Origin of the sequence: Psychromonas sp. Urea-02u-13, assembly GCF_002835995.1 — a bacterium.
In the GTDB taxonomy this organism is placed as follows: domain Bacteria; phylum Pseudomonadota; class Gammaproteobacteria; order Enterobacterales; family Psychromonadaceae; genus Psychromonas.
This window is the reverse complement of sequence record NZ_PJBZ01000070.1, coordinates 23002-45836: the sequence shown is the minus strand read 5'-3', so window position 1 is coordinate 45836 and position 22835 is coordinate 23002. Positions and strand designations below refer to the sequence as shown.

Genomic DNA, 22835 nt, shown 5'->3' with positions numbered 1-22835 from the left:
TTTTTTGTTATACGCAGTATGAAAAAGGCAACCAATCGGTTGCCTTTTTGCTTTATGATGACATTTCAATACGATTACGGCCATTCTCTTTAGCTGCATATAGCGCTTCGTCGGCACGTTTTAATAAACGCTCAAAAGTCGCATCTTCAGCAACCAGTTTTGCCATACCAATACTCACCGTTACCCCGATACCATGCGGATTAAGCTGCTCTATTTTAGTTCGAATCCGCTCTGCTTTAACCAAGGCATTTTTTAAATCACAGGGGTCAAACATAACAACAAACTCTTCGCCGCCAAAGCGAGCCGCAATATCTTCACTACGATTATCAGATACTAGTGTTGAAGCAACCAATTTAAGAATTTCATCACCCATCGGATGCCCATGGGTATCATTAATATTCTTGAAGTGATCGATATCTATCATCAATACCCATAAATTATATTTATGGCGTAACGCACGAGCGACCTTTTTAGTCGCCATATCAATTAAATAATGACGATTATAAAGCCCGGTTAATTGATCAAAAAAGGCCATTTTATTTAATTTGTCACGCTGTAGCTTTAAGGTGATATGTGTTTTTACACGTGCAATAACAATGGCAGGACGAATAGGTTTGGTAATATAATCCACAGCACCTAGTAGCAACCCTTTCTCTTCGTCTTTATCACCGAGCAAACCCGTTACAAAAATAACCGGTATATCTGCGGTATCATCACTTGATTTCAATTTTTGGCAGACTTCATAACCATTCATACCCGGCATTTCAACATCCAATAGGATAAGGTCTGGTTTGGGCTCTGCTTGTGCGATTTGTAAACATTGCAAACCGTTAGTGGCCACCTTGATACGATGATCGTCTTTTACACAGGCGGCTAACACTTGTAAATTGGTCGGAGAGTCATCAACAATTAGAATTAGTGCTTTATCTGACATTTAACTATTTCCTTTATTTATCTGCTCTAATTGAACAATAATTTTTTCAGTAAGTTGTTGTGCGCTAGCAAGGTCGAAGAGCATAATCATCTGTTGTAATTCTTTTAGCCATTCATTAATTTGATGACCAAAAGTACTTTCGATAAGCGGGTTTAGCTCTTCACTTTCAATATAATCACTCTCTGCCAGGCGTAAATTTAAAGCACATAAGAATGCAATGGCCTGTTCAATTGAGAGACTTTCTTCGCATGAATTTTGTTCCATAGTATTAACGATATATTGGTTAAACTCATCCTTTAATTCATGATAACTGAGTGATAATTCATCAAACAAACTGAGATATGCTTGCTCTGCTGACCTTTTATCTTCTGACTTAGCCAACGCTTCAAGTTGAGCACAATAATAACTTAGTTTTAACCCACTTAAATTGGCCGATGCGCCTTTAATGGTGTGTGCTAATAATGCAATTTCTTTATCATCACCTTGCTGCACCGCATCAGAAAGTTGCTCTATTTTCGATGGAATCTCTTCGATAAAAGTATTAATTAAAGAAATTAACAATGACTCTTTATTCACCAATCGCTGTAGCGCTTCCGCTTGATGCCAACAGATTAAATCCCCTTCGCTAGCGAGGCTAACCTTTTTATCGGCGACAGGGGTGACTGAAACAGGTGCGACAATACCTAATTTCTCGGCATCAAGTGCTAACCATTGGTACAGTTTACTTTCCAGTAAAGCGGGGTCAATCGGTTTACCGATATAATCATCCATACCAGACTGTAAACATTTCTCGCGATCGCCTTCCATCGCATTTGCCGTCATGGCAATAATCGGAATGCTTTTATAATGATCTCCAGCATCGCCGTGGCGAATATTATAAGTCGTTTGATATCCATCCATCACAGGCATTTGGCAATCCATGTAGATAACATCATAAGGTTTGTCTTTTGAACTATTATTTAGAATATCAAGCGCTTGCTGACCATCTTCAGCGATATCTGCGCTAAACCCAAACTCTTGTAATATGCCTAAAGCGACCATTTGATTTACTTTATTATCCTCAACCAATAATATTTTCACGGCGGTTTTATCAAATACAGGATCTTCAATTAGCACACTTTTCTGAACTAACGATGCCAAATAATCATGTGTAACTAACGGCATGGCTTCGCTGAATGTTTCGCCATTATCAACAACCACACTTAATGCTTTGAATAGGTCTGAAGTGGTTGCAGGTTTAGGGAAATAAGCGTTAAAACCCAATTTGGCAAAAAAGTTCGGCTCATTTTGAATCGAAATGGATGTCATCATCACTAGCTTCATCTCATCAAAACGACTGTCAGCACGCAGTATTTTACCTAATTCTGCGCCATCCATTTCGGGCATTTGCATATCCAATAAAGCGACATCGAAATTGCTTTCTGGGGATGACCAACACTCAGAGCAAAGTTGTAATGCCTGCTTTCCACTTGTCGCTTCTGTTACGGTCGCCCCCCAATGCTCTAATTGGCCACGAAGTACTTCTAAATTAGTTAAGTTATCATCCACAATGAGTAAATTTAATTTACTAATATCAATCCTTGGTAAAACACGCTGAGATTGTTGGCTGGTTTTTAAATTTGCACTAAAACTGAACGTGCTGCCTTTACCTAATTGACTCGTGGCCCGCACATCTCCGCCCATCAATTGTGATAATTTTTTACAAATAGCAAGGCCTAACCCTGTACCACCATATTTTCTAGTAGTGGATGCATCGACTTGCGTAAAAGTGTCAAATAAATCATTTATTTTCCCCTCTGCAATGCCAATACCAGAGTCTTCAACATCACATTGTAAAACTAACAACCCTTCTTCTTTTTCCTCTAACCATGCGGTAATTTTCACTTCACCCTGCTCAGTAAACTTAATCGCATTACTGATTAAATTTGTCGCTATTTGACGTAGTCGCCCAGGGTCTCCTTTTACCATAGAGTCGTCTATCGCAGTCACATCAAGAATTATCTCAACCCCTTTTTCTTGTGCTCGTAATGCCATTGCTTCTGAAAGCTCTCCTAGCATCTCTCTTAAATTAAAATCGATAATATCAAGTTCCATTTTCCCCGCTTCAACTTTGGAGAAATCTAAAATGTCGTTGATTAAGACCAATAATGATTCTGCACTGGATTTGGCTAATTCCGCTTTATGCTTTTGATCTTTATTAAGCTCACTATTAAGTAACAGCCCTAACATACCCAGTACGCCATTCATTGGCGTGCGAATTTCATGGCTCATACTGGCTAAAAAATCGCCTTTTAACTGACTGTTTTGTAATGCGGTTTCGGTTGCACTTTTTAACAGTTTATTCGCTTTATCACGTAAAATAGCATTAGTGAAGATAGCAGCGCCTTCCGCTAATAGTTGAGTTTTTTCACCATCAAGTACACTGTTTACCTCAGTGAACAGTAAAATAATCCCGACTAAATTATTATTGTCGCCTTCAATCCCATCAAGTTCACTGGTTAACGGCAAAATAAAATGGCCGTGCTCACCATGCTCTTCGCAGCCTTTCTCATTGCAAAAGTCATTAACTACAAGACCATTAGAGTGCAAACTTTGATGGCATAACGCTAATAACTTCTCTTCATCTGCTAACTGATGCGTAGAAAAGTGGCCTTGCTTAGCAATAAGCTCAAAAGATTGGTTTTCATTATTAAAGGTATATATGCAAGCTTTTGGAATAAGATTAAATTTCGGTAACTCAAAAAGATGTAACAAACCGTCTGACAGCTGTTTCTGTAGTGAATTTTCACGGGAAAATGAACTGCTGATAGCCAATTTAATCGCGGCTATTTTTAAACCCATTTGTTGTTGCTGTTCAAATACCTTTTGTTTGCTCACATCCGTGCGAATAGCAATATATTGTTGCACCACTCCTTTGTCATCTTTATAAGGCGTAATAGTAGTTTCGACCCAATATAACTCGCCATTTTGATTACGATTACAGATAACACCATGCCAAACTAAACCGCTACTAATGGTTTTATACATTTCAATAAAAAAACTTTTAGGATGCGTGCCAGAATTTAATAATCGATGATTTGAGCCAATTAACTTCTCATGATTATAACCACTAATCTCGCAGAACTTATCATTAACAAAAACAATGGTGCCCGCTATATCAGTAATCGCCACAATGGCATGTTGATCAAGTGCGTATTGCTGACTCGATAATTCACTTAATGCATCACGAAGCTGCTGGTTGCTCTTACTTATCTCTAATTCTGTTTTCTGTTGCTTTGTTAACATATTATTAAATGAATTTGCCAGCTGGCCTATTTCATTATTTACAACAATATCAACTTGTTGATTATCTTTTCCTAGGGCAACATTCTGGCTCGCTTCAGAGAGTTTTTGCAGAGGAGTGGTAATACGTTTCACCAGGAAAAAGACAATACCGCCAATAATAACAATAGAGAAGAGCAGCATAATGAGCGTCGCTTTTGCCATTTTGTTGCTTGCTTCAAAAATTTCGGCGCTATCTATTTCACTGATCAGTAGCCAATCAATATTATGAATAACCACTAACTGGTGAATACCAAATACTTTATTTCCCGCAGGGCCTTGGTATTCAAAAATCACTTCATTAGCGACTTGGTTTTGTGCCTCGCTATGATGCCCTGAATACCAGCGTTTAAATTGTTCTGTTTTTATTTCTTGTGTTAACACTGTGGCCAAGTCATTCAACACAGGGGTGCGTAATAAACCATCGTCAGCAACAAAATAGTGTCTCTGGGAGGAGTTAACATCATCTTGGTGGATCATTCTTTCAAAGATACTATCGAGACGTAACTGCATCGCATAAATCCCGATGATATCGCCTGCATCATCAAATACTGGTGCGGTTAAAAAACCTGAAATGAGTTCTTTAGAAGCACTATAACGCTCTAAATCCGAAAAAAGTGTCTTTCCATCATTAAGTGTCTCAAAAGCCACTTGAGCAAACTTACTATCTGATAATGCTCCGTTAATTAAGTTATCGCCTAAATACAGCTTGTTTTTGACCGTAAACAAAATATTTCCTTGTTTATCAATTAAAAAAAGATCATAGATATAATCATAGCTATTGCTTAAATTAACTAAATCATCTTGTAAGCCTTCTGTTTTAATTAACCAATCATCGCTCTTTACATAGTTTTTTAAGGTCTCTTCACTGTTCCCCCACCCTGTGCTTATTTGCTCAAGTAACTGACTCGTGACTTGTCCCCGAGCCTGTACGTTAATATCAACAAAGCGGTATGAAAACCAATTATTAATAAATTGATAACTCGCCTCTGAACTTTGATATAGCTTGTCTTCAGTCACAGTCAACAAACTTTGCTTCGCTTGCTGATAATTCACTAAAGAAGTGATACTCATGGGTACCAATGACAGTAACAAAAACCAAAACATTAAATTATTAAACAATGATTTTGACTTTTTAAATTTATTTTTAATTTCCAAAGGGTTAACTCTCTTGAATAATTATAAAAAAAGTGCGAGAAAATGATGACGGGCAACACCGTGCTTTGTAGACAATATGGCTTGCTTGGAAAGATAAGAATGACGCACTTTGTCGTTTTTATTAAAAGAAAAAAGGAAAGTGTGAACAAAGAAATTTAATAAAAAAAGTGATTTACAGAGTAACAATAATGATTTGAGAGGTTATATTGCATTTAATAGTCCAAAGCTTATTTCGTTAAAAGTAAGCTTAGACTATTATTTGATTATTATGCGCTGAAGTAACTGATTTATTGAAGTTAAATTATTTAAGCGTTTTTGTTGTGCTGGTATATTTAGTCTTCTAATAAACGATAAACTGATAACCCAATTAGCGACTGCATCTTTTCTTGACCTACTTTATCAGAAAAACCATCAAAGCCTTTTTTCGCCAGTGTTTTTCCCAATGTATCACTTGAAATAGCACCAATAAAAAACTTTAAGCAGTTCCTGAATTGTAAATTTTCAAGCGCGATGAGCCAACTTTCAGTAATTGATTTTTCAGTTGAAAAATCTAATTGCCCAGCAACGAATTGTGCAACTTGCCCCTGAAAAGCGCTCATCATGGCATCTTTATTTGGCACAATGCGCTGTACACCCCCACGAGAGAGTCCAGTATGTTTAGCAATTGAGCCGTAGCTTATTGCTTCCCATCCTTTTTCCATGAAGATATCAACAATCGCTTGATGAATGCGTTTCTCTGTTAATAACGCTTGTTTTTGAGTACTTTTAGCCATTTTTTATCACTTCCATTTGATAATTGCAGATAATTTAATCGGTACAAATTTCAATTTGCACCCCTTTTTCTTTTAATAATTGCAAAATTTTATTCTCTGAGTGTGAATCTGTCACTAGTAAATTGAGTTTATTACTGTCACATACTTTATATGTGCCCATTTTACCTAGTTTCAACGATGATCCTAAGACAATAACTTGCTCTGATTGTTCAATAATTGTTGATAAAGTTTCTGCTTCATCTAATTGATTGATGCTTAGCCCTTTATTGGGGTGCAATGCACACACGCCTAAAAAGCAGCTGTCAAAATGAATCTTGCGTAACATGGCATTGGTAGTAGCACCTAATGCCATCACCGCAGACTTTAGTATTTTACCACCTAATAAAATAAGCTCAATGTTATCATGATACATTAATTTACTGGCGACCAAAGGACTCGGTGTTACAACGGTAAAATTAAAATGTGTCGGCAAGTTCATTGCGAGCTGTAAACAAGTCGTGCCCGAATCAATTAAAATAGTCTGATTAGGTTTTATAAATTTAATAGCGGCTAAGGCAATACGCTTTTTGAGCGGGTCAACTTCGTCTTGTCGTTCACGATAAGCTTCCGATTCTTGCTGCAATGGCAAAGCACCACCATGCACTCGGCGTAATAACTTATCTTCATCAAGCTGTTTGAGGTCACGCCTAATGGTATCTTCAGAAACAGTTAATGCTTGGCTCAACTCTGTCGCGTAAACGCGCCCCTGTTGGCAAAGTAGGTCTAAAATCTTATTATGTCTTTCTTGCTGTAGCATCATTAACCTTTCTTATATTGTTGATCAAGTACACTATACCCTGCGCCCGCTTTTTTATGTACATGGATTTGGTGATTAATACGCTCTTTTAGTGCATCAACATGCGAAATGATGCCAATTAGTTTACCTGTCGAGTTCAAACGTTCTAAAGCATCCAGCGCCATGGCTAAGGTATTTTCATCTAATGTGCCAAAACCTTCGTCTAAAAATAACGATTCTATCTGGGTTTTATGACTCACTAAATTCGATAATGCCAGCGCTAACCCTAAGCTCACCAAGAAACTCTCACCACCAGAAAGTGTTTTTACATCACGCACACTGTTTGCTTGCCAACAGTCAATCACTTGAAGTGCGAGTTCTTCATCAACATTTCTTTTTAATAAATAACGCTGGTCTAAGTTAGCCATCTCTCTATTTGCGAGATGGATTAAGTTGTCCAGTGTTAAGCCCTGTGCAAACTTTCTAAATTTACTGCCATCAGCTTGCCCAATCAGTTTATTTAACAGATCCCAGTGCTCAGCCGTTTCTTTAAAGTCATTTTGCTTCGTCTGTAAATCTTGTTGTTTTTGCTTATTATTATTATCAGTTTGTAGCAATGTCTTGTTAGTAATCAGTGCTTCATTAACTTCAGACAGCTGAATTTGTAATTGCGCTAGTTTCTCTAATAACTGTTCATTGTCTAACTCACTCGATTTTTTTTCATTGTGTAGGCGATTCTGTAGTTCAATGCCTTCTAACTGTGTTTTCCGGGTCAGTAATTGATCATTTAACAGGGCTAACCTTGCTTGTAAATCGCTAAGATCTTGGTGTGATAAACACGCATTTTCGAAGGCTAATTGAGTTACAAATTGGCTTGCTGATAATTTAATCTCGAAGGCCTGTCGCGCATGGGTGACATGACTCGTCATCTTTTGCTGGGCGCTGTTAAGGGAGTTCAGTACCGCTTGAATGCCTTCCTCTTCAAGCTTGAGTGCCGTCACCTTACTTTGAGCGCTTTCTGCATTATGATTCACAACTTGCAGCAGTTGATCATAACCTTGCTGTAATTGCGCACTGCTTTTTTCTGAAAACAAATGAATACGCTGAGATTGCAACGCACTTTTACCCGATTGCAGTGTCTCAATGCCTTTCTCTGAATCCTCAAATGCTTGCTGTAAATGACTTAACGCTTGTAACTGAAGTTGCTCTTGTTGCATTAATTGTACTAATGTTTCATTACTGGTTTTCTGACTCAGAATCAGACGACTGACACACTCAATCGCTAACTTTTGTTCACTAAGCCATTGTGTTGGCGCTAATAAAATATGGGTTAATACAAAATATTCAGGTAATACCTGACTCACTTTGTCTTTTAAGCTATCAAGGTCATTGGTGATCGTGGTTAATTGCTCAGTGTTCTGCTGTATCGTGTTTTTCTGCAGGCTGGATTGATTATTAGCATCATTTATCTGCACTTGTTGCTCAGATAATTGTTGGAGCAAAATTTCTTTCTCTTGCAACAACGGCGCACTTTGTTGTTCATTAAATTGCAGCAGCTGTAGCTGTTGACTAATAAGGGTTATCTGCTTATCGACTGTCTGCGCTTGCTCAGTTAATAACGCGACACTCGTGGTGATATAAGTCAGCTGTAATAACTGACTATAAGTATTATTACACCATTGCCCCTCTAACTCAGACTTCTCTGCTTGTTGCTGCAAACACACATTTTTCAAGTCATTGACCTGCGTAATGAGTGATTTAATCACTGCATTTAATTCTGCATATTCAGTTTTTTTAAGGTATAAATCGTTACTTTTTTGATTTAAACGCGACTCTGTCCCTTCAATATCGAGGGGTTGGTGCTCATCAATCGCAGGATGCTGTAGCGAACCACAAAGAGGACAAGGTTTATCAACTTCAAGTTGTAATTGTAAGTCCTGCACGCTACGCAGTAGGTTATCTTGTTTAAGCAATGTTTTTAAATCTTGCTCCTCTAGGGCTAACTGTTTGCCCTGTTTTTCAAGCTCTGCTAGTTCCAATTGAGACGTGCTTAACACCCCCTCCTTCTCGCTCATGGTCTTTTGAGAGAATGCGTTGTCGGCATTTAACTTATCAAGTGAGCGAGTCAATTGCATCAAACTCAATAAAGCCGCTTTATTATTATTTAATAAGGCTAACTGCTCATTTGCATCGGGTCCTAGCAAGGTTAATAACTGCGTTTTCTCTGATTGATAACGCACTAAGTCGGTATCTATGCGGCTAAGTTTCTGAGTAGACTGCTCGCTAGCCTGCTGTAATTGTAATTGCGATTTCTCATTGATGGCTAACTGCGATTCGAAATCACCTATTTTATGAAGCAAAACAGCGTGTTTTTCTGACTCGCGCTGGTAAGCAATCAAAAGGTGTTCAATCATTGCGATATGTTCGTTATCAATAGCAAGAGACTGTTTTTCCGCTATTTGTGCCTCAATCGTTTGTAATGCAACTTGTTGCTCTTGTAACTGTTGTTTAGTGGCAATCAGTCCACTGTTCGCTTGTGTGAGTTGCACCTTCTTCAATTGATGAGCAGGTTGCTTCGCTATTATCTCTTTTTCAAATGTACCTATCTCTTTATCCATCGGTATTAATTGTTCAGTTAATACCTGCATCTGCTGTTTATGGCTCTGCTGAGCTTGCTGCTGGCTAATAGATAATAACGACGACTCACTTTGCGCCACAGTGAGCTGTGATTGTAATAAAGCAAAAACATGATTACGCTCTACTATTTGCTCTTGGTTTGCATCCGCTGATTTCTGTTGTTCATTTAAATGCACAAAGTCAGGTAAAATTAACTGTGCCTGCTGTGCTGCTGTGATTTTATTATTATCAGGCTCAAAGTCAGTAAGCGCTTGTGTGGATTTTTGAGTTTCTGAGTTAGCATCAAGTAATATGTTTTTAAGCCTAACGGCTTCAAGGTGCCACTGTAATGCTTGCTCGAACGTTTTTATTTCATCGCGTTTAATATCAGTTTGTTGCTGTAAAGTATGGGTATCTTCCTTTAATTGCATTAACGCTTCATCATCTAACACATCTAATAAGGCAGACTGGCTAGTCAACAAGGTTAACTCAGCTTGTATGGCTTTATTACGCTCAAAAATATGCTTTGATATTTGCGCATATATTTCAGTGCCGGTCAGCTCTTCTAATAGCTCGGCTCTGTCTTTAGGACTGGCATTTAAAAAAGCGGCAAAACCGCCCTGTGCTAACAGCATCGACTTTGTGAAACGTGAGAAATCCAGCCCGGTTAGACTAATGACTTGCTTCAATACTTCACTGCTTTTAGTGCAAAGGATGATATCCCCTTCAATCTCCGCTAATTCACAAATTGGCGCTTGAAGTTTGCCATCACTCTTTTTACGTGCTCGACTTTGTGCCCAAGAAACACGGTAACCCTTGCCTTTGACGCTAAATTCAACTTCCGCGGAGCACTCTCCGGTACCACGAGTCATCAATTCATTTTTACTTTGCGTTAATTTATCAAGGCGTGGTGTTTGCTGATAGAGTGCTAAACAGATTGCATCCAATAAGGTACTTTTACCGGCACCTGTATGCCCGGTGATAACAAAAAGGCCGTTATCGATAAATTCTTGGCCTTGAAAATCAATTTTCCATTCGCCTTTTAAGGAATTTAAGTTTTCAAATTGAAGAGAAAGTATTTTCATGATTGTTGCTCCAATTCTTCAACGCTTTGCGCAAAGAGTAGTTTTAAGTGCTTCTGTTGCGCCTCACTAATATATTCTGCATCTGCACATTCTAAACGGTACTGAAAAAGGTCTTGCGGCTTTAGCGCGTCTAATGTTTCTATTTGCTCAGTTTGCCATTGGCTATGTTCATCTATTTTAGGCATGCTGATTTTTAAAATTTCTACCGCACTGCCCTCTACAAACGTGTTCAACAGGGCTTGTACATCACTTCGGTAAAATGACTCTTGTACTTTAACTTCTACCCAAACAGATTCAGCGCTTTCAATCAAGGTGGTTAATACCCCCTGAATGGCTTCCATATCTCCTTTGATCACTTGTAGTTTTTGGAAGTTTGGAATAACGACTTCGGACGTCGTGAGCTCCCTTTGAGCATTAAACTCAACAATAATCACACTTTTTTCATGGTTCGATTCATCAAAACTCAGTGCAAGAGGAGAACCGCTGTAACGGATGTGCTCACTTTTCTGCACTTTTTGAGAACGATGTAAGTGCCCAAGTGCAATATAATCAAACTGAGGAAATAGCTGTGCAGGGAAAGCCGTCAGTGTGCCTATATAGATATCACGTACTGACTCAGAGACAGAACAACCCACTGCGGTTAAATGTCCCGTTGCGAGAAGTGGTGTTTTATCCTCTGTTTTTTGTGCGTTGGCTAATTGATAAATATCTTGATAGGTTTGTGCAATGCCCTGCTGCAAGCTCATCTGCTTTTGTGCAGCAGAACTCCCCGACTCACTCATCATGACATCGGTTGCTCTTAAAAATGGCAACGCACAAATAATGGCTTCATTATTATGTTTATCGCTGACGGTAATCATGTGATCAGTTAAGTCTTCACTTAAACCTGCCAATACAGAGACGTTTAATGCTTTTAATAAACTTTTACTTTCATTTAATACCGCAACGCTGTCGTGATTACCTGACACAATAACCAAATGTGCGCAGTTTACTTTTTGTAATTTAACAATGAAATCACTATACAATTTACGCGCGTAAGAAGCTGGCGATGCAGTATCAAAAATATCCCCTGCCACCATCACTACATCGATAGATTCTCTATCAACGATTTCAATTAACCAGTTTAAAAAAGCAAGGTGTTCTGCTTCGCGACTTTTCATCATGAAATGCTGACCAAGGTGCCAATCTGACGTGTGTAGTATTCTCATTTAAATTCTCATCTGTTAACTGAATCAATAGTTTAACAATTCCATTGTTAGAAAACCCTTTTTAGTTATTTAAAAGAATACTGTTTAGATAATTAGCAGTTTTAGATCGAAATAAGAGCAACTTGTTTGACAAATAAGCAAACACAATAAAAACCACATTTTTTATTAAAAAACAGTTGACGAGTGTGGGCGAACTCAGCATAATGCGCCACATCGAGACAACGACTGGTTAGACAGAAACGAGTTAAGATAAAGCAAAATGGCTACATAGCTCAGTTGGTTAGAGCACATCACTCATAATGATGGGGTCCCTAGTTCAAATCTAGGTGTAGCCACCATTTGCTTTTGCGGAAGTGGCGGAATTGGTAGACGCGCTAGATTTAGGTTCTAGTATCGTAAGATGTGAGAGTTCAAGTCTCTCTTTCCGCACCATTCTTAACCTAGTTAAGAAGCCATAGCGAAGACAACGCTTAATAATTACAATTGAGATATCACCTAATTGGTAAGATATCGTGAGATTTCAACATAGGATCTCGGGATTTCGAATCACGATTCTCAGCGAAGACAACGCTAAATTACAGTTGGGATATCGCCAAGCGGTAAGGCACCGGGTTTTGATCTCGGGATTCAGAGGTTCAAATCCTCTTATCCCAGCCACATTCTTTAATTTGTTTGCAATATAACGAGTTAAAAAATACTTGAAGAAGTTTAAACTTAGCGGGTATCGCTTAAAACTATAAAAAGCGAAGAAAACGCTTAACAATAACAACTGGGATATCGCCAAGCGGTAAGGCACCGGGTTTTGATCTCGGGATTCAGAGGTTCAAATCCTCTTATCCCAGCCATGCGGAAGTGGCGGAATTGGTAGACGCGCTAGATTTAGGTTCTAGTATCGTAAGATGTGAGAGTTCAAGTCTCTCTTTCCGCACCATTACTTTCTTACGAAAGTAATAAATCAACCAGCCTCTGCTGGTTTTTTTATACCTAACTTTTATAGTTAGTGCACGATGGCTACATAGCTCAGTTGGTTAGAGCACATCACTCATAATGATGGGGTCCCTAGTTCAAATCTAGGTGTAGCCACCATTACTTTTTAATTAAAGTAATGAAATATCTAGCAATAGCTGGTTATTAGAAATGACTTAACAGTCAAAAGCAAAAATGGCTACATAGCTCAGTTGGTTAGAGCACATCACTCATAATGATGGGGTCCCTAGTTCAAATCTAGGTGTAGCCACCATTTGCTTATTGCGGAAGTGGCGGAATTGGTAGACGCGCTAGATTTAGGTTCTAGTATCGTAAGATGTGAGAGTTCAAGTCTCTCTTTCCGCACCATTCTTAACTTAGTTAAGAAGCCAGCGAAAATAACGCTTAAAAATTAAAATTGAGATATCACTAAGCGATACTCAAGGCGAAGATAACGTCTAATCATTACAGTTGGGATATCGCCAAGCGGTAAGGCACCGGGTTTTGATCTCGGGATTCAGAGGTTCAAATCCTCTTATCCCAGCCACATTGTTTAATTTGTTTGAAATATAACGAGTTAAAAAATACTTGAAGAAGTTTAAACTCAGCGAAGACAACGCTTAATAAATACAATGAGATATCACCTATTGGTAAGGTATCGCGAGATTTTAACATAGGATCTCGGGATTTCGAATCACGATTCTCAAAGCGAAGACAACGCTAAATAAATACAGTTGGGATATCGCCAAGCGGTAAGGCACCGGGTTTTGATCTCGGGATTCAGAGGTTCAAATCCTCTTATCCCAGCCACATTTTTAAAATTCATTTACAACACAATGAATTTTTGAATACTTGAAGAAGTTTAAACTTAGCGTAGACAACGCTTAATAATCACAGTTGGGATATCGCCAAGCGGTAAGGCACCGGGTTTTGATCTCGGGATTCAGAGGTTCAAATCCTCTTATCCCAGCCACATTTTTTAATTAGTTTTTGACTGATTAATAAATACTTGGAGAAGTATAAACTTAGCGGGTATCGCTTAAAATTACAGTTGGGATATCGCCAAGCGGTAATGCACCGCTAGATTTTAATATAGGATCTCGGCATTCAAGACTTAGGTCTTTTTATCCCAGCCATGCGGAAGTGGCGGAATTGGTAGACGCGCTAGATTTAGGTTCTAGTATCGTAAGATGTGAGAGTTCAAGTCTCTCTTTCCGCACCATTACTCTTTTACGAGAGTAAATAAATTAACCAGCTAATGCTGGTTTTTTTATGCATAAAATTTAAGAAAGTAAAAAAACTAAGTAAGCTGACCACGAAGTAAGGCTTTTAACCTTCTTTTTCTTCGTGCCTTCGTGGTTAATTGCTTTTGAAGTTGTTTAAGCAGATAGTCTTTTATTTAGATAAATAAGACAAACCCACTGACCAAAGCTACCCACCAAACCACTGCGTTACACAGAGAACACGAAGTAAGATTTTTAACCTTCTTTTTCTTCGTATCTTCCTGGTGAATTGCTTTTGAGCTTATTTAAGTACGACGACTAAACTGGTCTGGTTATATTTATAATGCACTTATCGTGCTACTGCGCATCATCACTCTTTTGCAAGCGTAAAAAAACCAGCTGTTAGCTGGTTAATTTATACCTAATATTTTCGGTAACTACATTTAGAGAGTAAAAATCACATCTCTATTTAGTTAATTGTTTTAATACCGCGCTGGTTATTTTATCCAGAGCGACCACTTGATCAACGCCCCCTACTTTCACCGCTTCTTTAGGCATGCCATAAACAATACAACTTTCTTCGTCTTGACCAAAATTAAAAGCCCCTGCTTGTTTCATCTTTAACATTCCCAGAGCGCCATCTTTACCCATACCAGTCAGTATAACACCCACAGCCTGTTTTCCCACACAGATAGCCACGGAATCAAAAAGCACATCAACTGAGGGACGATGCCGATTGACAGGTTCCTCTTGATTTAGCTGCGTGTAATAGTTATCACCTCTTTTAGATAACAGCATATGGTTTGCACCAGGTGCAATGTAAGCACAACCCGGTTTAATGAGTTCGTTATGTGTTGCTTCTTTTACCTGGATAACACAATTATTATTTAACCTAGCTGCAAATGATGCAGTGAACCCAGCGGGCATATGCTGCGTGATTACAATCGGAGGGCAATCTTCTGGCATGCTCAATAAAAAATGATTTATCGCTTCAGTACCGCCTGTTGATGCTCCAACAGCAATCACTTTTTGAGCGCTTATCACTGAGTTACCGATGCGTGCTCTTTTCTCTGCGCGTGGAATATTACTGACAACTTTAACTTGTTTAATTTTTGCCACAGAGGCAGCGCGTATTTTATCAGCAATTAACTCACCGTAGGCGCGCATCTCTTGCATCTGGTCCATTTTAGGTTTGGTAATAAAATCTACGGCGCCTAAGCTGAGTGCTTGGATAGTAACCGCTGAACTTTTATCCGTTAATGTAGAAATCATCAATACCGGCATCGGTCTGAGTTTCATTAATTTCTCAAGGAAGTCGAGACCATTCATTTTAGGCATCTCAACGTCTAATGTTAATACATCAGGGTTTAGTGATTTGATCATCGTTCGCGCAATCAATGGATCAGGTGCACTGCCCACAACCTCCATGTCCACTTGCGCATCAATAACTTCAGTTAAAATACGTCTAATAAGTGCGGAGTCATCAACAATTAAAACCTTAATCGTCATATCGTATTTCCTTTGAATTTAAATCATCATTAATCAAATAGCTCAATTTCACCTTCAATGTCAGTTTTATTCACTTTACTGAAGTAGCGATCTTCCTGTTTCTCGATTTCATGATCATAAGTATCAGTTAGTTTTCGTACCATCACTTTACCAGTTTGTGGAAAAAAACAAATTTTTCTAGGGTATATATCCCCCAAATCAGAAGCAATAATAGGCAGTGATTCGTTCCGTAAATAATCAACAATAAAAGTACTGTTATCTTTACCAATATCAAGGCTAGTAAAACTGTGCATTACTTTGCCACCACCAAATACTTTAGCCACTAAATCCTCACGCTTACCACCCAACTGAATAATATGGTTAATTAAGATCTCCATCGCATAGTTGCCATAACGTGCTGACTTATTAAAATCTAAACTGGCTTTGCCGGGTAGCATAAAGTGATTTAGCCCTCCAATACCCCGTTTTTTGTCCCAAATACAGGCAGAAACACAAGAGCCTAACACCGTCATCAATAATGTATTCTTAGTGCTGATGTAATACTCACCAGGTAATACTCTTACGGCATCACATTTGAATTTTTTATCAAAATATGTGGTTGTGGCTAAATGCTCTCTGTCCATTTTATTTCCTTAACAACGCACATAGACGGTTTGTTTATCGAGCTTAAAAATACGACTGGCTTCAGGGAAACTCTCAGAATGCCCCACAAATAACAAGCCACCTTTATTTAAATGTTTTGAAAAATCCTCAAGTAATTTATATTGTGTCGCTTTATCAAAATAGATCATGACATTACGGCAAAAAATAAAGTCAAACTTTCCTTTCATTGGCCAATTTGATAATAAATTTAACTGATTAAAGGTGATCAGGGATTTTAATTCCGGTCGAATCATCACTTGTCCGGCTTGTGCGCCATTGCCCTTTAAAAAGAAATGTTCTTTTTGTAAAGAAGATAATTTATCAATGGTATCAAACTGATATATTCCTTTTTCAGCTTTTGCTAGTACCTGTGTATCCAAATCCGTCGCTAATATTTTAACCGGTGGATTTAACTTGCCAAATGCACTCGCGACTGTCATTGCAATGCTATAAGGCTCCTCTCCTGTTGAACTTGCTGCACACCAAATCTTAATGGGTTTGTCTGTACTCGCACGTGCATAATTATCTTTTAAATGGCGAGATAATCGCGTGAAATGATGATTTTCACGGAAAAAAGACGTTAAGTTGGTGGTCAGTGCATTAATAAACTCTTCCCACTCTGGATGGTCAGTATTATCAAGTAATTGCAGGTAAGTATCAAAACGGTGAATTTTATGTTTACGCAAGCGTTTCGCTAAGCGGCTGTACACTAAATCATTTTTTTGTTCACTGAGTGAAATGCCTGCGTGTTCATAAATTAACTTTTGTACATGGGCAAAATCATTAGCTGTAAAAACAAATTCTCGATCACTAGACATAGGTGAATCCTGTGAAACATTACCCCCTCTCGTATTAGAGGGGGTTAATGATTAAAATTCAGACCACTCATCACCAGCAATTGCTTTAGCTTTGCTGAAGGAAGCACCTGCTTTACTGCTTTCAATGGCACGAGAGTTCTTATTCATCGCAGATGATGCGCTACCAACACCGGTGTTAAATACGCTGACTGAGACACTTAAGTTACCCGCTTGCTCTTCTAATGATTCAGCGGCTGCTGCTGCTTGCTCAACTAACGCTGCGTTTTGCTGTGTCACTTCATCCATTTGTGTGATCGCCTGACTCACCTGATCAATACCCGCACTTTGCTCCTCAGATGCAGTGGCAATTTCAGCCATAATATCGGTCACACTCTTAACTGCATTAACAATTTCATCCATGGTATTACCCGCTTCGTCAACGAGTTTTGCGCCGACTTCTACTTTATCAACCGAATCTCCAATGAGCGTTTTAATCTCTTTAGCGGCAGCGGCCGAACGTTGTGCCAGGCTACGCACTTCTGATGCCACCACGGCGAAACCTCGACCTTGCTCTCCAGCACGCGCAGCTTCTACTGCAGCGTTTAAAGCGAGGATATTAGTTTGGAAAGCAATGCCATCAATCACCGAGATAATATCGACAATTTCTCGCGAGCTATCATTAATATCACTCATTGTTTTCACTACTTTACCAACAACATCGCCCCCCTTAATCGCGATTTCTGATGCGCCGTTAGCCAGTAGATTCGCTTCTTTTGCATTCTCAGCATTTTGTTTTACGGTGGTTGTTAACTCTTCCATGCTTGATGCGGTTTCTTCAAGACTAGAGGCTTGCTCTTCGGTACGTTGTGAAAGATCACTGTTACCCATCGCAATCTCTTTGGAAGCCGTATTAATGGTATCGGTTGCTTCTTGAATCTGTAATACAATCTCTTTTAGCTTATCGGCCGTTAAATTAGAATCATCTTTTAGCTGCCCAAAAGTACCTTCATAATCATTGGTAATACGGTCTGTCAGATCCCCTTTTGAGAGTGCTGATAACATACGTACCACTTCTGTTAAGCCTGTTTCACTGGTTTCCATCAAGCTATTAATTGCTTCACTTAACTGCGTGAAGAATTTGTTTTTGCCTTCTAATTCCATACGACGAGTAAAGTCACCAGCAATCGCACCGTTAACCACACTCTCAACCTCTTTTTCAACCGCAACTTCTGAGGTTCTATCCGTCCATTCAACCACTGAGCCTAAACGTGTGCCTTCATCATTAATAATTGGGTTTGCGACCAATAAGAAAGTACGTCCGCCAACAATAATTTCAGCTTGGAATTCAGAGGTAAAGGTAGCGAGCAGTTTTTTCTGATGCTCAGGATTTTTATGGAATTGATCAATATTACCGCCGAGTAATTTATCAACATCAAAGTTGGGTAAGTCTTTACGTAAGTCTTCCTGCGCATTTTGCAACATCGGCACAATTGAATCATTCATATAAATGATATTACGGTTGTTATCAGCAATCATTACGTTGGTACGCACACTGTCTAAGCCAATTTTGATACGTGTTGCGTCATTAGCGGTACGTTTCATATTTTCGACTTCGAAACCTAACTTTATCTGCATCATTTTCAGCAATATTAATACTTCGCTTATTTCATCTTCGGTATCAATTTCTATATCAAAGGCATAGTTACCTTGGCATAATTCTCGTAAGTAGCCCTGCGCTCTACCCGTCGGGATTAGCAATAAATTACTCAATTTACGCACAAAAACAAAACCAATAATCAGTACCAGAAAACCAATAATAAACATGATGGTAGTTTCATTGCCAATCTCTTTCTGATTATCATCATGCAGTTTTATATTGCTTGCTAGGTGTTCAGAAAGTGTCGCTTTAGCTGTTAAGGGCATCGATTGAAGTTGCTCAATCTCTTGCGCTGTTAACTGTCCATTTTTTGCGATAGAGTCTTTCAAATCGTGCAAGATGAGGTTTACTTTTTGTTCTTGTTTAAGGTTATCTATATACTCGCCATAAATAGTTTCTAATACTTCATTAGTATGTGAATTAACAACAAAACCACCCCCTAAACTAATCAATATTGCAGCGACTGCTAAAATGTACAACATGTTTAGACGTTGTTTAAAGTTTATCTTTTTGAAAAAAGCGAGCTTCTCAGTCCATTTTGACGTAACAACCGCCCCATGAACAATTTTCATGTTGCCTTGTTTACCCTGTTTAAATAGATTGTAAATACCCGATATAGTGTCGATATCACTACGTGAAGCCGCTTGACGTACTGACATGTAACCAGTAATTTGACCATTTTCAATAATCGGTGTGGCATTTGCTTTCACCCAATAAAAATCACCATTTTTACATCTGTTTTTTACAAAACCGGTCCAAGGTTTACCCGCTTTTAGGTCGCGCCATAAATCTTCAAAGGCTTCAGCAGGCATATCTGGATGACGCACAATATTCTGTGGTTGCCCCATCAATTCAGACTCAACAAAGCCACTAATACGTAAAAAATCATCGTTGATATAAGTGATATTCCCTTGCATGTCCGTATTAGAAACAATTAAATCTTTATCTGTTAAAATATATTCGTTATTCGTTATTGGCGTGTTATTTCGCATAGTAGATACCTTTAAACTCGATAAAATTAATGATTTATAAAATGGTGTAATATACGTATTTGTTACTCAACTAATGCTTCCACTAATGCCATCTCTTTACTGGTCATTAAATTTTCTATATCAATTAAAATCAACATCCTTTCGTCAACCACCCCTAATCCTTTGAGATATTGAGTATCGAGTGCCGAACCAAACTCAGGTGCCTCTTTAATTTGTGACTCATTCAGCGAGATAACATCGGAAACGCCGTCAACTACCATGCCTACAACACGATTAGCGACATTCAAAATAATCACTACGGTCATTTCATCGTAAGTCACATCACCTAAGCTGAATTTGATACGCATATCTACAATCGGCACGATAATACCGCGTAGATTGATCACCCCTTTTATAAACTCGGGCATATTAGCGATAGTCGTTACCGCGTCATATCCACGAATTTCCTGTACCGTAAGAATATCAATACCGTATTCTTCTAAACCAAGCGTAAAGGTTAAATAGCCATTATCATCACTGTTACTCATCTCGGCGATAAAACTGCTTGCAGCCTCATTTTCATTATCTTTCATCATCTTCTCCACTTAAATTAATCACTTGCACTAACAAGGCCTGCAACATCCAAAATGAGAGCAACGGTGCCATCACCCATAATCGTCGCCCCTGATATACACGGCACAGTATGAAAATTGGTCTCTAAACTTTTCAGCACGACTTGTTGTTGCCCTTCTAACTGGTCTACCAATAGCGCTATTTTTTTATTGTTACTCTCAAGCAATACTAAAATTCCATCGTTTGCTTGCTTAATATCCGTGTCGATATTAAACAACTCATGCAAAGCAAGCAGTGGAATATAATCCCCGCGCACTTTCACCACGGTACCTTTACCACTAATACTTTTAATATCATCAACCTGAGGCTGTAATGATTCTGAGATAAAGGTTAATGGGATGATGAATATCTGCCCGGCGACTGAAATAGACATACCATCTAAAATGGCTAACGTCAGCGGTAAACGTATTGAGATAGTTGAACCAATGCCCGCTTCAGAATGGATATCAACCTGTCCGCCCATACCGTGAATATTACGTTTCACGACATCCATACCAACACCACGACCCGATACATCAGTGACTTTATCTGCGGTTGAAAAACCAGCTGAAAAGATAAGCTGATAAACCTCAGAGTCAGACATACTGTCGTTAACATCCAATCCTCTTTCTAAGGCTTTTTCGAGAATTTTTTCGCGGTTTAGTCCTGCACCATCATCAGTGATATTGATGACGACATTGCCACCTTCATAAAAGGCAAGCAGTGTAATAGTGCCGACTTCAGGTTTGCCATTCGCAAGACGCTCTTCTGGCATTTCAATACCATGATCGATACTGTTACGAATAAGATGAGTCAATGGATCTGCCAGCTGTTCCACTAAACCTTTATCAAGTTCAGTCTCATCACCGACCATGCGTAGCTCTATTTTTTTGTTTAATTTACTCGAAAGGTCACGGACAACACGCGGAAAACGACCAAATACAAAGCTAATCGGCATCATGCGAATCGACATAACAGATTCTTGCAGATCACGTGTATTACGCTCTAACTGAGTGAGACGATTTAATAAAACATCGTGTTCAGAGGGATCAAGCTCATTGGATATTTGCATTAACATAGCTTGGGTAATAACCAGTTCACCCACTTGATTAATCAGTTGATCCACTTTTTCGGTATTAACACGAATGGATGTTTCTGTTGTGTTTGCAGTTTTACTTGTGGCGCGTTTATTAACCGTTTTTGTAGCGCTTACCTTTTTAGATGCCTTGCTTTTTATTGTACTTTTAGCAGCAGCAACTTTAGCCGTTGGTGGCTCTTCATCTTCAAATAGTCCAAAACCTTCTTCTTCAACGGGGGCAACATTCTCAGGTTTAGTTTCTGGTGTTGGAGATTCTTCAAAGAAACCAAAGCTTTCCTCTACTTTTTCCTCAACATCAGAAGACGGCGATTCATTTTCCGATGATTCATTAAAGAAGCCAAAATCAGCTTCTTTTTGATCGTCCTCGGCAACAGGTTCTTCATCAAAGAAACCAAAGCTATCGTCCTGTACCTGACTGATGCCGTTAATAATGATTGATTCTGGCTCTGCTACAAATGAGATATTATCAATAATTTCATCATCGCTAACAGCGCAATCAGATAAGACGACTTGCCACTTTGTGAACTGTTCAGCATCTTCAGATTGTGAGGTTAATTGACCGAATTTTGCCAACTCTTCCAGTAGATGACTGACATCTTCATCCTTTAAAACCAGAAATGAAATGTTCTTTTCTGCTTGGAGGGCACCAGAATCAACTTCGCTAGCACTACAAGGCGTGGGGGTTTCTTCGCTAGAGAGTCTGTCTAATAATGTGCACACCGCTTTAATTCTTTCACTGTCTACCGCTTCCCCGCCATCTTGATGTACTGTTTTTTGTTCCCCTAAAATGTCGCCTGCCTTTAGAAAGGCATCTATCATTTCAGTGGTCAGGGTTAGCTCTTCTTTACGCAGTTTATCCAATAGCGTTTCGAGGATATGCGTCACTTCTGTCATATCATCAAAGCCAAAAATACCCGCTCCCCCTTTGATGGAATGAGCGGCCCGAAATATTGCATTCAAATCTTCCAAATTTGGAGAAGCTACCTCTATATCGAGCAGCAAGGCTTCCATATTGGTTAAATGTTCAGAGACTTCTTCAAAGAAAACAGCGTTAAACTGTTGCATATCTATCGACATATCAACTACCTGTTCTGAAATGGATACTCAAGGGGCGAACTAACCTAGCACTTTCGATGTTAATTCCAACAATTTTGCAGGGTTAAAAGGTTTAACCATCCAACCTGTTGCACCAGCTGCTTTACCTTTTGCTTTCATATCAGCGCCGGCTTCAGTGGTTAACATAACGATAGGTGTACGTTGATAACTCGGTAAACCACGCAATGATTTCACTAACGTAAGACCATCCATGCGGGGCATATTTTGATCTGTTAACACAAAGTCATAACTCGCTTTTTTACACATATCTAGCCCTTCTTGGCCATCTTTTGCCAATGAGACTTGATACTTTGCAGAGAGTAAGGTCACTTGCACCATTTGACGAATTGAAACAGAATCATCAACTACTAAAATATGTTTTGCCATGTTAAAT

At 38.9% G+C, this 22835-nt stretch carries 13 protein-coding genes and 12 tRNA genes; 12 read left to right on the top strand and 13 right to left on the bottom strand.

Features of this window, described 5'->3' with window-relative positions; genetic code table 11:
• Nucleotides 1-52: 52 nt before the first annotated feature.
• From CXF74_RS13895 to sbcD, 6 genes are all read right to left on the bottom strand, one after another.
• Nucleotides 53-934, bottom strand: a complete 882-nt coding sequence (locus CXF74_RS13895) for a GGDEF domain-containing response regulator (RefSeq protein ID WP_101083129.1) — start codon at nucleotides 932-934, stop codon at nucleotides 53-55.
• Nucleotides 935-5329, bottom strand: a complete 4395-nt coding sequence (locus CXF74_RS13890) for a response regulator (RefSeq protein WP_198552859.1) — start codon at nucleotides 5327-5329, stop codon at nucleotides 935-937.
• Between the two features lie 416 nt (nucleotides 5330-5745).
• On the bottom strand, nucleotides 5746-6186 hold the full coding sequence (locus tag CXF74_RS13885) for a TetR/AcrR family transcriptional regulator (RefSeq protein WP_101083127.1): 441 nt from the start codon (nucleotides 6184-6186) through the stop codon (nucleotides 5746-5748).
• 34 nt (nucleotides 6187-6220) lie between these two features.
• Entirely contained in the window at nucleotides 6221-6985 is a 765-nt protein-coding gene (locus CXF74_RS13880; protein ID WP_232772525.1) for a DeoR/GlpR family DNA-binding transcription regulator, read from the bottom strand.
• Entirely contained in the window at nucleotides 6985-10662 is a 3678-nt protein-coding gene (locus CXF74_RS13875) for an AAA family ATPase (RefSeq protein ID WP_101083126.1), read from the bottom strand. Before CXF74_RS13875 ends, CXF74_RS13880 begins: the two co-directional genes overlap by 1 nt.
• Nucleotides 10659-11870: an exonuclease subunit SbcD gene (sbcD, locus tag CXF74_RS13870; RefSeq protein WP_101083125.1), complete on the bottom strand. Its 1212-nt coding sequence runs from the start codon at nucleotides 11868-11870 to the stop codon at nucleotides 10659-10661. The genes CXF74_RS13875 and sbcD overlap by 4 nt, the downstream gene beginning before the upstream one ends.
• A 261-nt stretch (nucleotides 11871-12131) precedes the next feature.
• Between sbcD and CXF74_RS13865 the strand changes: the two genes are divergently transcribed.
• From CXF74_RS13865 to CXF74_RS13810, 12 genes are all read left to right on the top strand, one after another.
• Nucleotides 12132-12208 (top strand) — tRNA-Met (locus CXF74_RS13865).
• Nucleotides 12209-12217: 9 nt separating this feature from the next.
• Nucleotides 12218-12302: transfer RNA gene (locus CXF74_RS13860), tRNA-Leu, on the top strand.
• Between the two features lie 150 nt (nucleotides 12303-12452).
• Nucleotides 12453-12527, top strand: a tRNA-Gln gene (locus CXF74_RS13855).
• A 113-nt stretch (nucleotides 12528-12640) separates the two neighbouring features.
• Nucleotides 12641-12715, top strand: a tRNA-Gln gene (locus tag CXF74_RS13850).
• Between the two features lies 1 nt (nucleotide 12716).
• Nucleotides 12717-12801: transfer RNA gene (locus tag CXF74_RS13845), tRNA-Leu, on the top strand.
• Between the two features lie 78 nt (nucleotides 12802-12879).
• Nucleotides 12880-12956: transfer RNA gene (locus tag CXF74_RS13840), tRNA-Met, on the top strand.
• A gap of 77 nt (nucleotides 12957-13033) precedes the next feature.
• Nucleotides 13034-13110, top strand: a tRNA-Met gene (locus tag CXF74_RS13835).
• 10 nt (nucleotides 13111-13120) lie between these two features.
• A tRNA-Leu gene (locus CXF74_RS13830) sits at nucleotides 13121-13205 on the top strand.
• A gap of 103 nt (nucleotides 13206-13308) precedes the next feature.
• Nucleotides 13309-13383: transfer RNA gene (locus tag CXF74_RS13825), tRNA-Gln, on the top strand.
• Nucleotides 13384-13571: 188 nt separating this feature from the next.
• Nucleotides 13572-13646: transfer RNA gene (locus tag CXF74_RS13820), tRNA-Gln, on the top strand.
• 88 nt (nucleotides 13647-13734) lie between these two features.
• A tRNA-Gln gene (locus CXF74_RS13815) sits at nucleotides 13735-13809 on the top strand.
• Between the two features lie 164 nt (nucleotides 13810-13973).
• A tRNA-Leu gene (locus CXF74_RS13810) sits at nucleotides 13974-14058 on the top strand.
• Nucleotides 14059-14524: 466 nt separating this feature from the next.
• Here CXF74_RS13810 and CXF74_RS13805 read toward each other — a convergent pair.
• The 7 genes from CXF74_RS13805 to CXF74_RS13770 all read right to left on the bottom strand — a co-directional run bounded on the left by CXF74_RS13805 (nucleotide 14525) and on the right by CXF74_RS13770 (nucleotide 22828).
• Entirely contained in the window at nucleotides 14525-15568 is a 1044-nt protein-coding gene (locus tag CXF74_RS13805) for a protein-glutamate methylesterase/protein-glutamine glutaminase (protein WP_101083124.1), read from the bottom strand.
• Nucleotides 15569-15597: 29 nt separating this feature from the next.
• Nucleotides 15598-16191, bottom strand: a complete 594-nt coding sequence (cheD, locus tag CXF74_RS13800) for a chemoreceptor glutamine deamidase CheD (RefSeq protein WP_101083123.1) — start codon at nucleotides 16189-16191, stop codon at nucleotides 15598-15600.
• 9 nt (nucleotides 16192-16200) lie between these two features.
• Entirely contained in the window at nucleotides 16201-17028 is an 828-nt protein-coding gene (locus CXF74_RS13795; RefSeq protein WP_101083122.1) for a CheR family methyltransferase, read from the bottom strand.
• A gap of 51 nt (nucleotides 17029-17079) precedes the next feature.
• Nucleotides 17080-19656: a methyl-accepting chemotaxis protein gene (locus CXF74_RS23110; RefSeq protein ID WP_198552858.1), complete on the bottom strand. Its 2577-nt coding sequence runs from the start codon at nucleotides 19654-19656 to the stop codon at nucleotides 17080-17082.
• Between the two features lie 62 nt (nucleotides 19657-19718).
• Entirely contained in the window at nucleotides 19719-20228 is a 510-nt protein-coding gene (locus tag CXF74_RS13780) for a chemotaxis protein CheW (RefSeq protein ID WP_101083121.1), read from the bottom strand.
• A gap of 17 nt (nucleotides 20229-20245) precedes the next feature.
• Nucleotides 20246-22423: a chemotaxis protein CheW gene (locus CXF74_RS13775; protein ID WP_101083120.1), complete on the bottom strand. Its 2178-nt coding sequence runs from the start codon at nucleotides 22421-22423 to the stop codon at nucleotides 20246-20248.
• A gap of 39 nt (nucleotides 22424-22462) precedes the next feature.
• Nucleotides 22463-22828, bottom strand: a complete 366-nt coding sequence (locus tag CXF74_RS13770) for a response regulator (RefSeq protein ID WP_101083119.1) — start codon at nucleotides 22826-22828, stop codon at nucleotides 22463-22465.
• Nucleotides 22829-22835 lie beyond the last annotated feature (7 nt).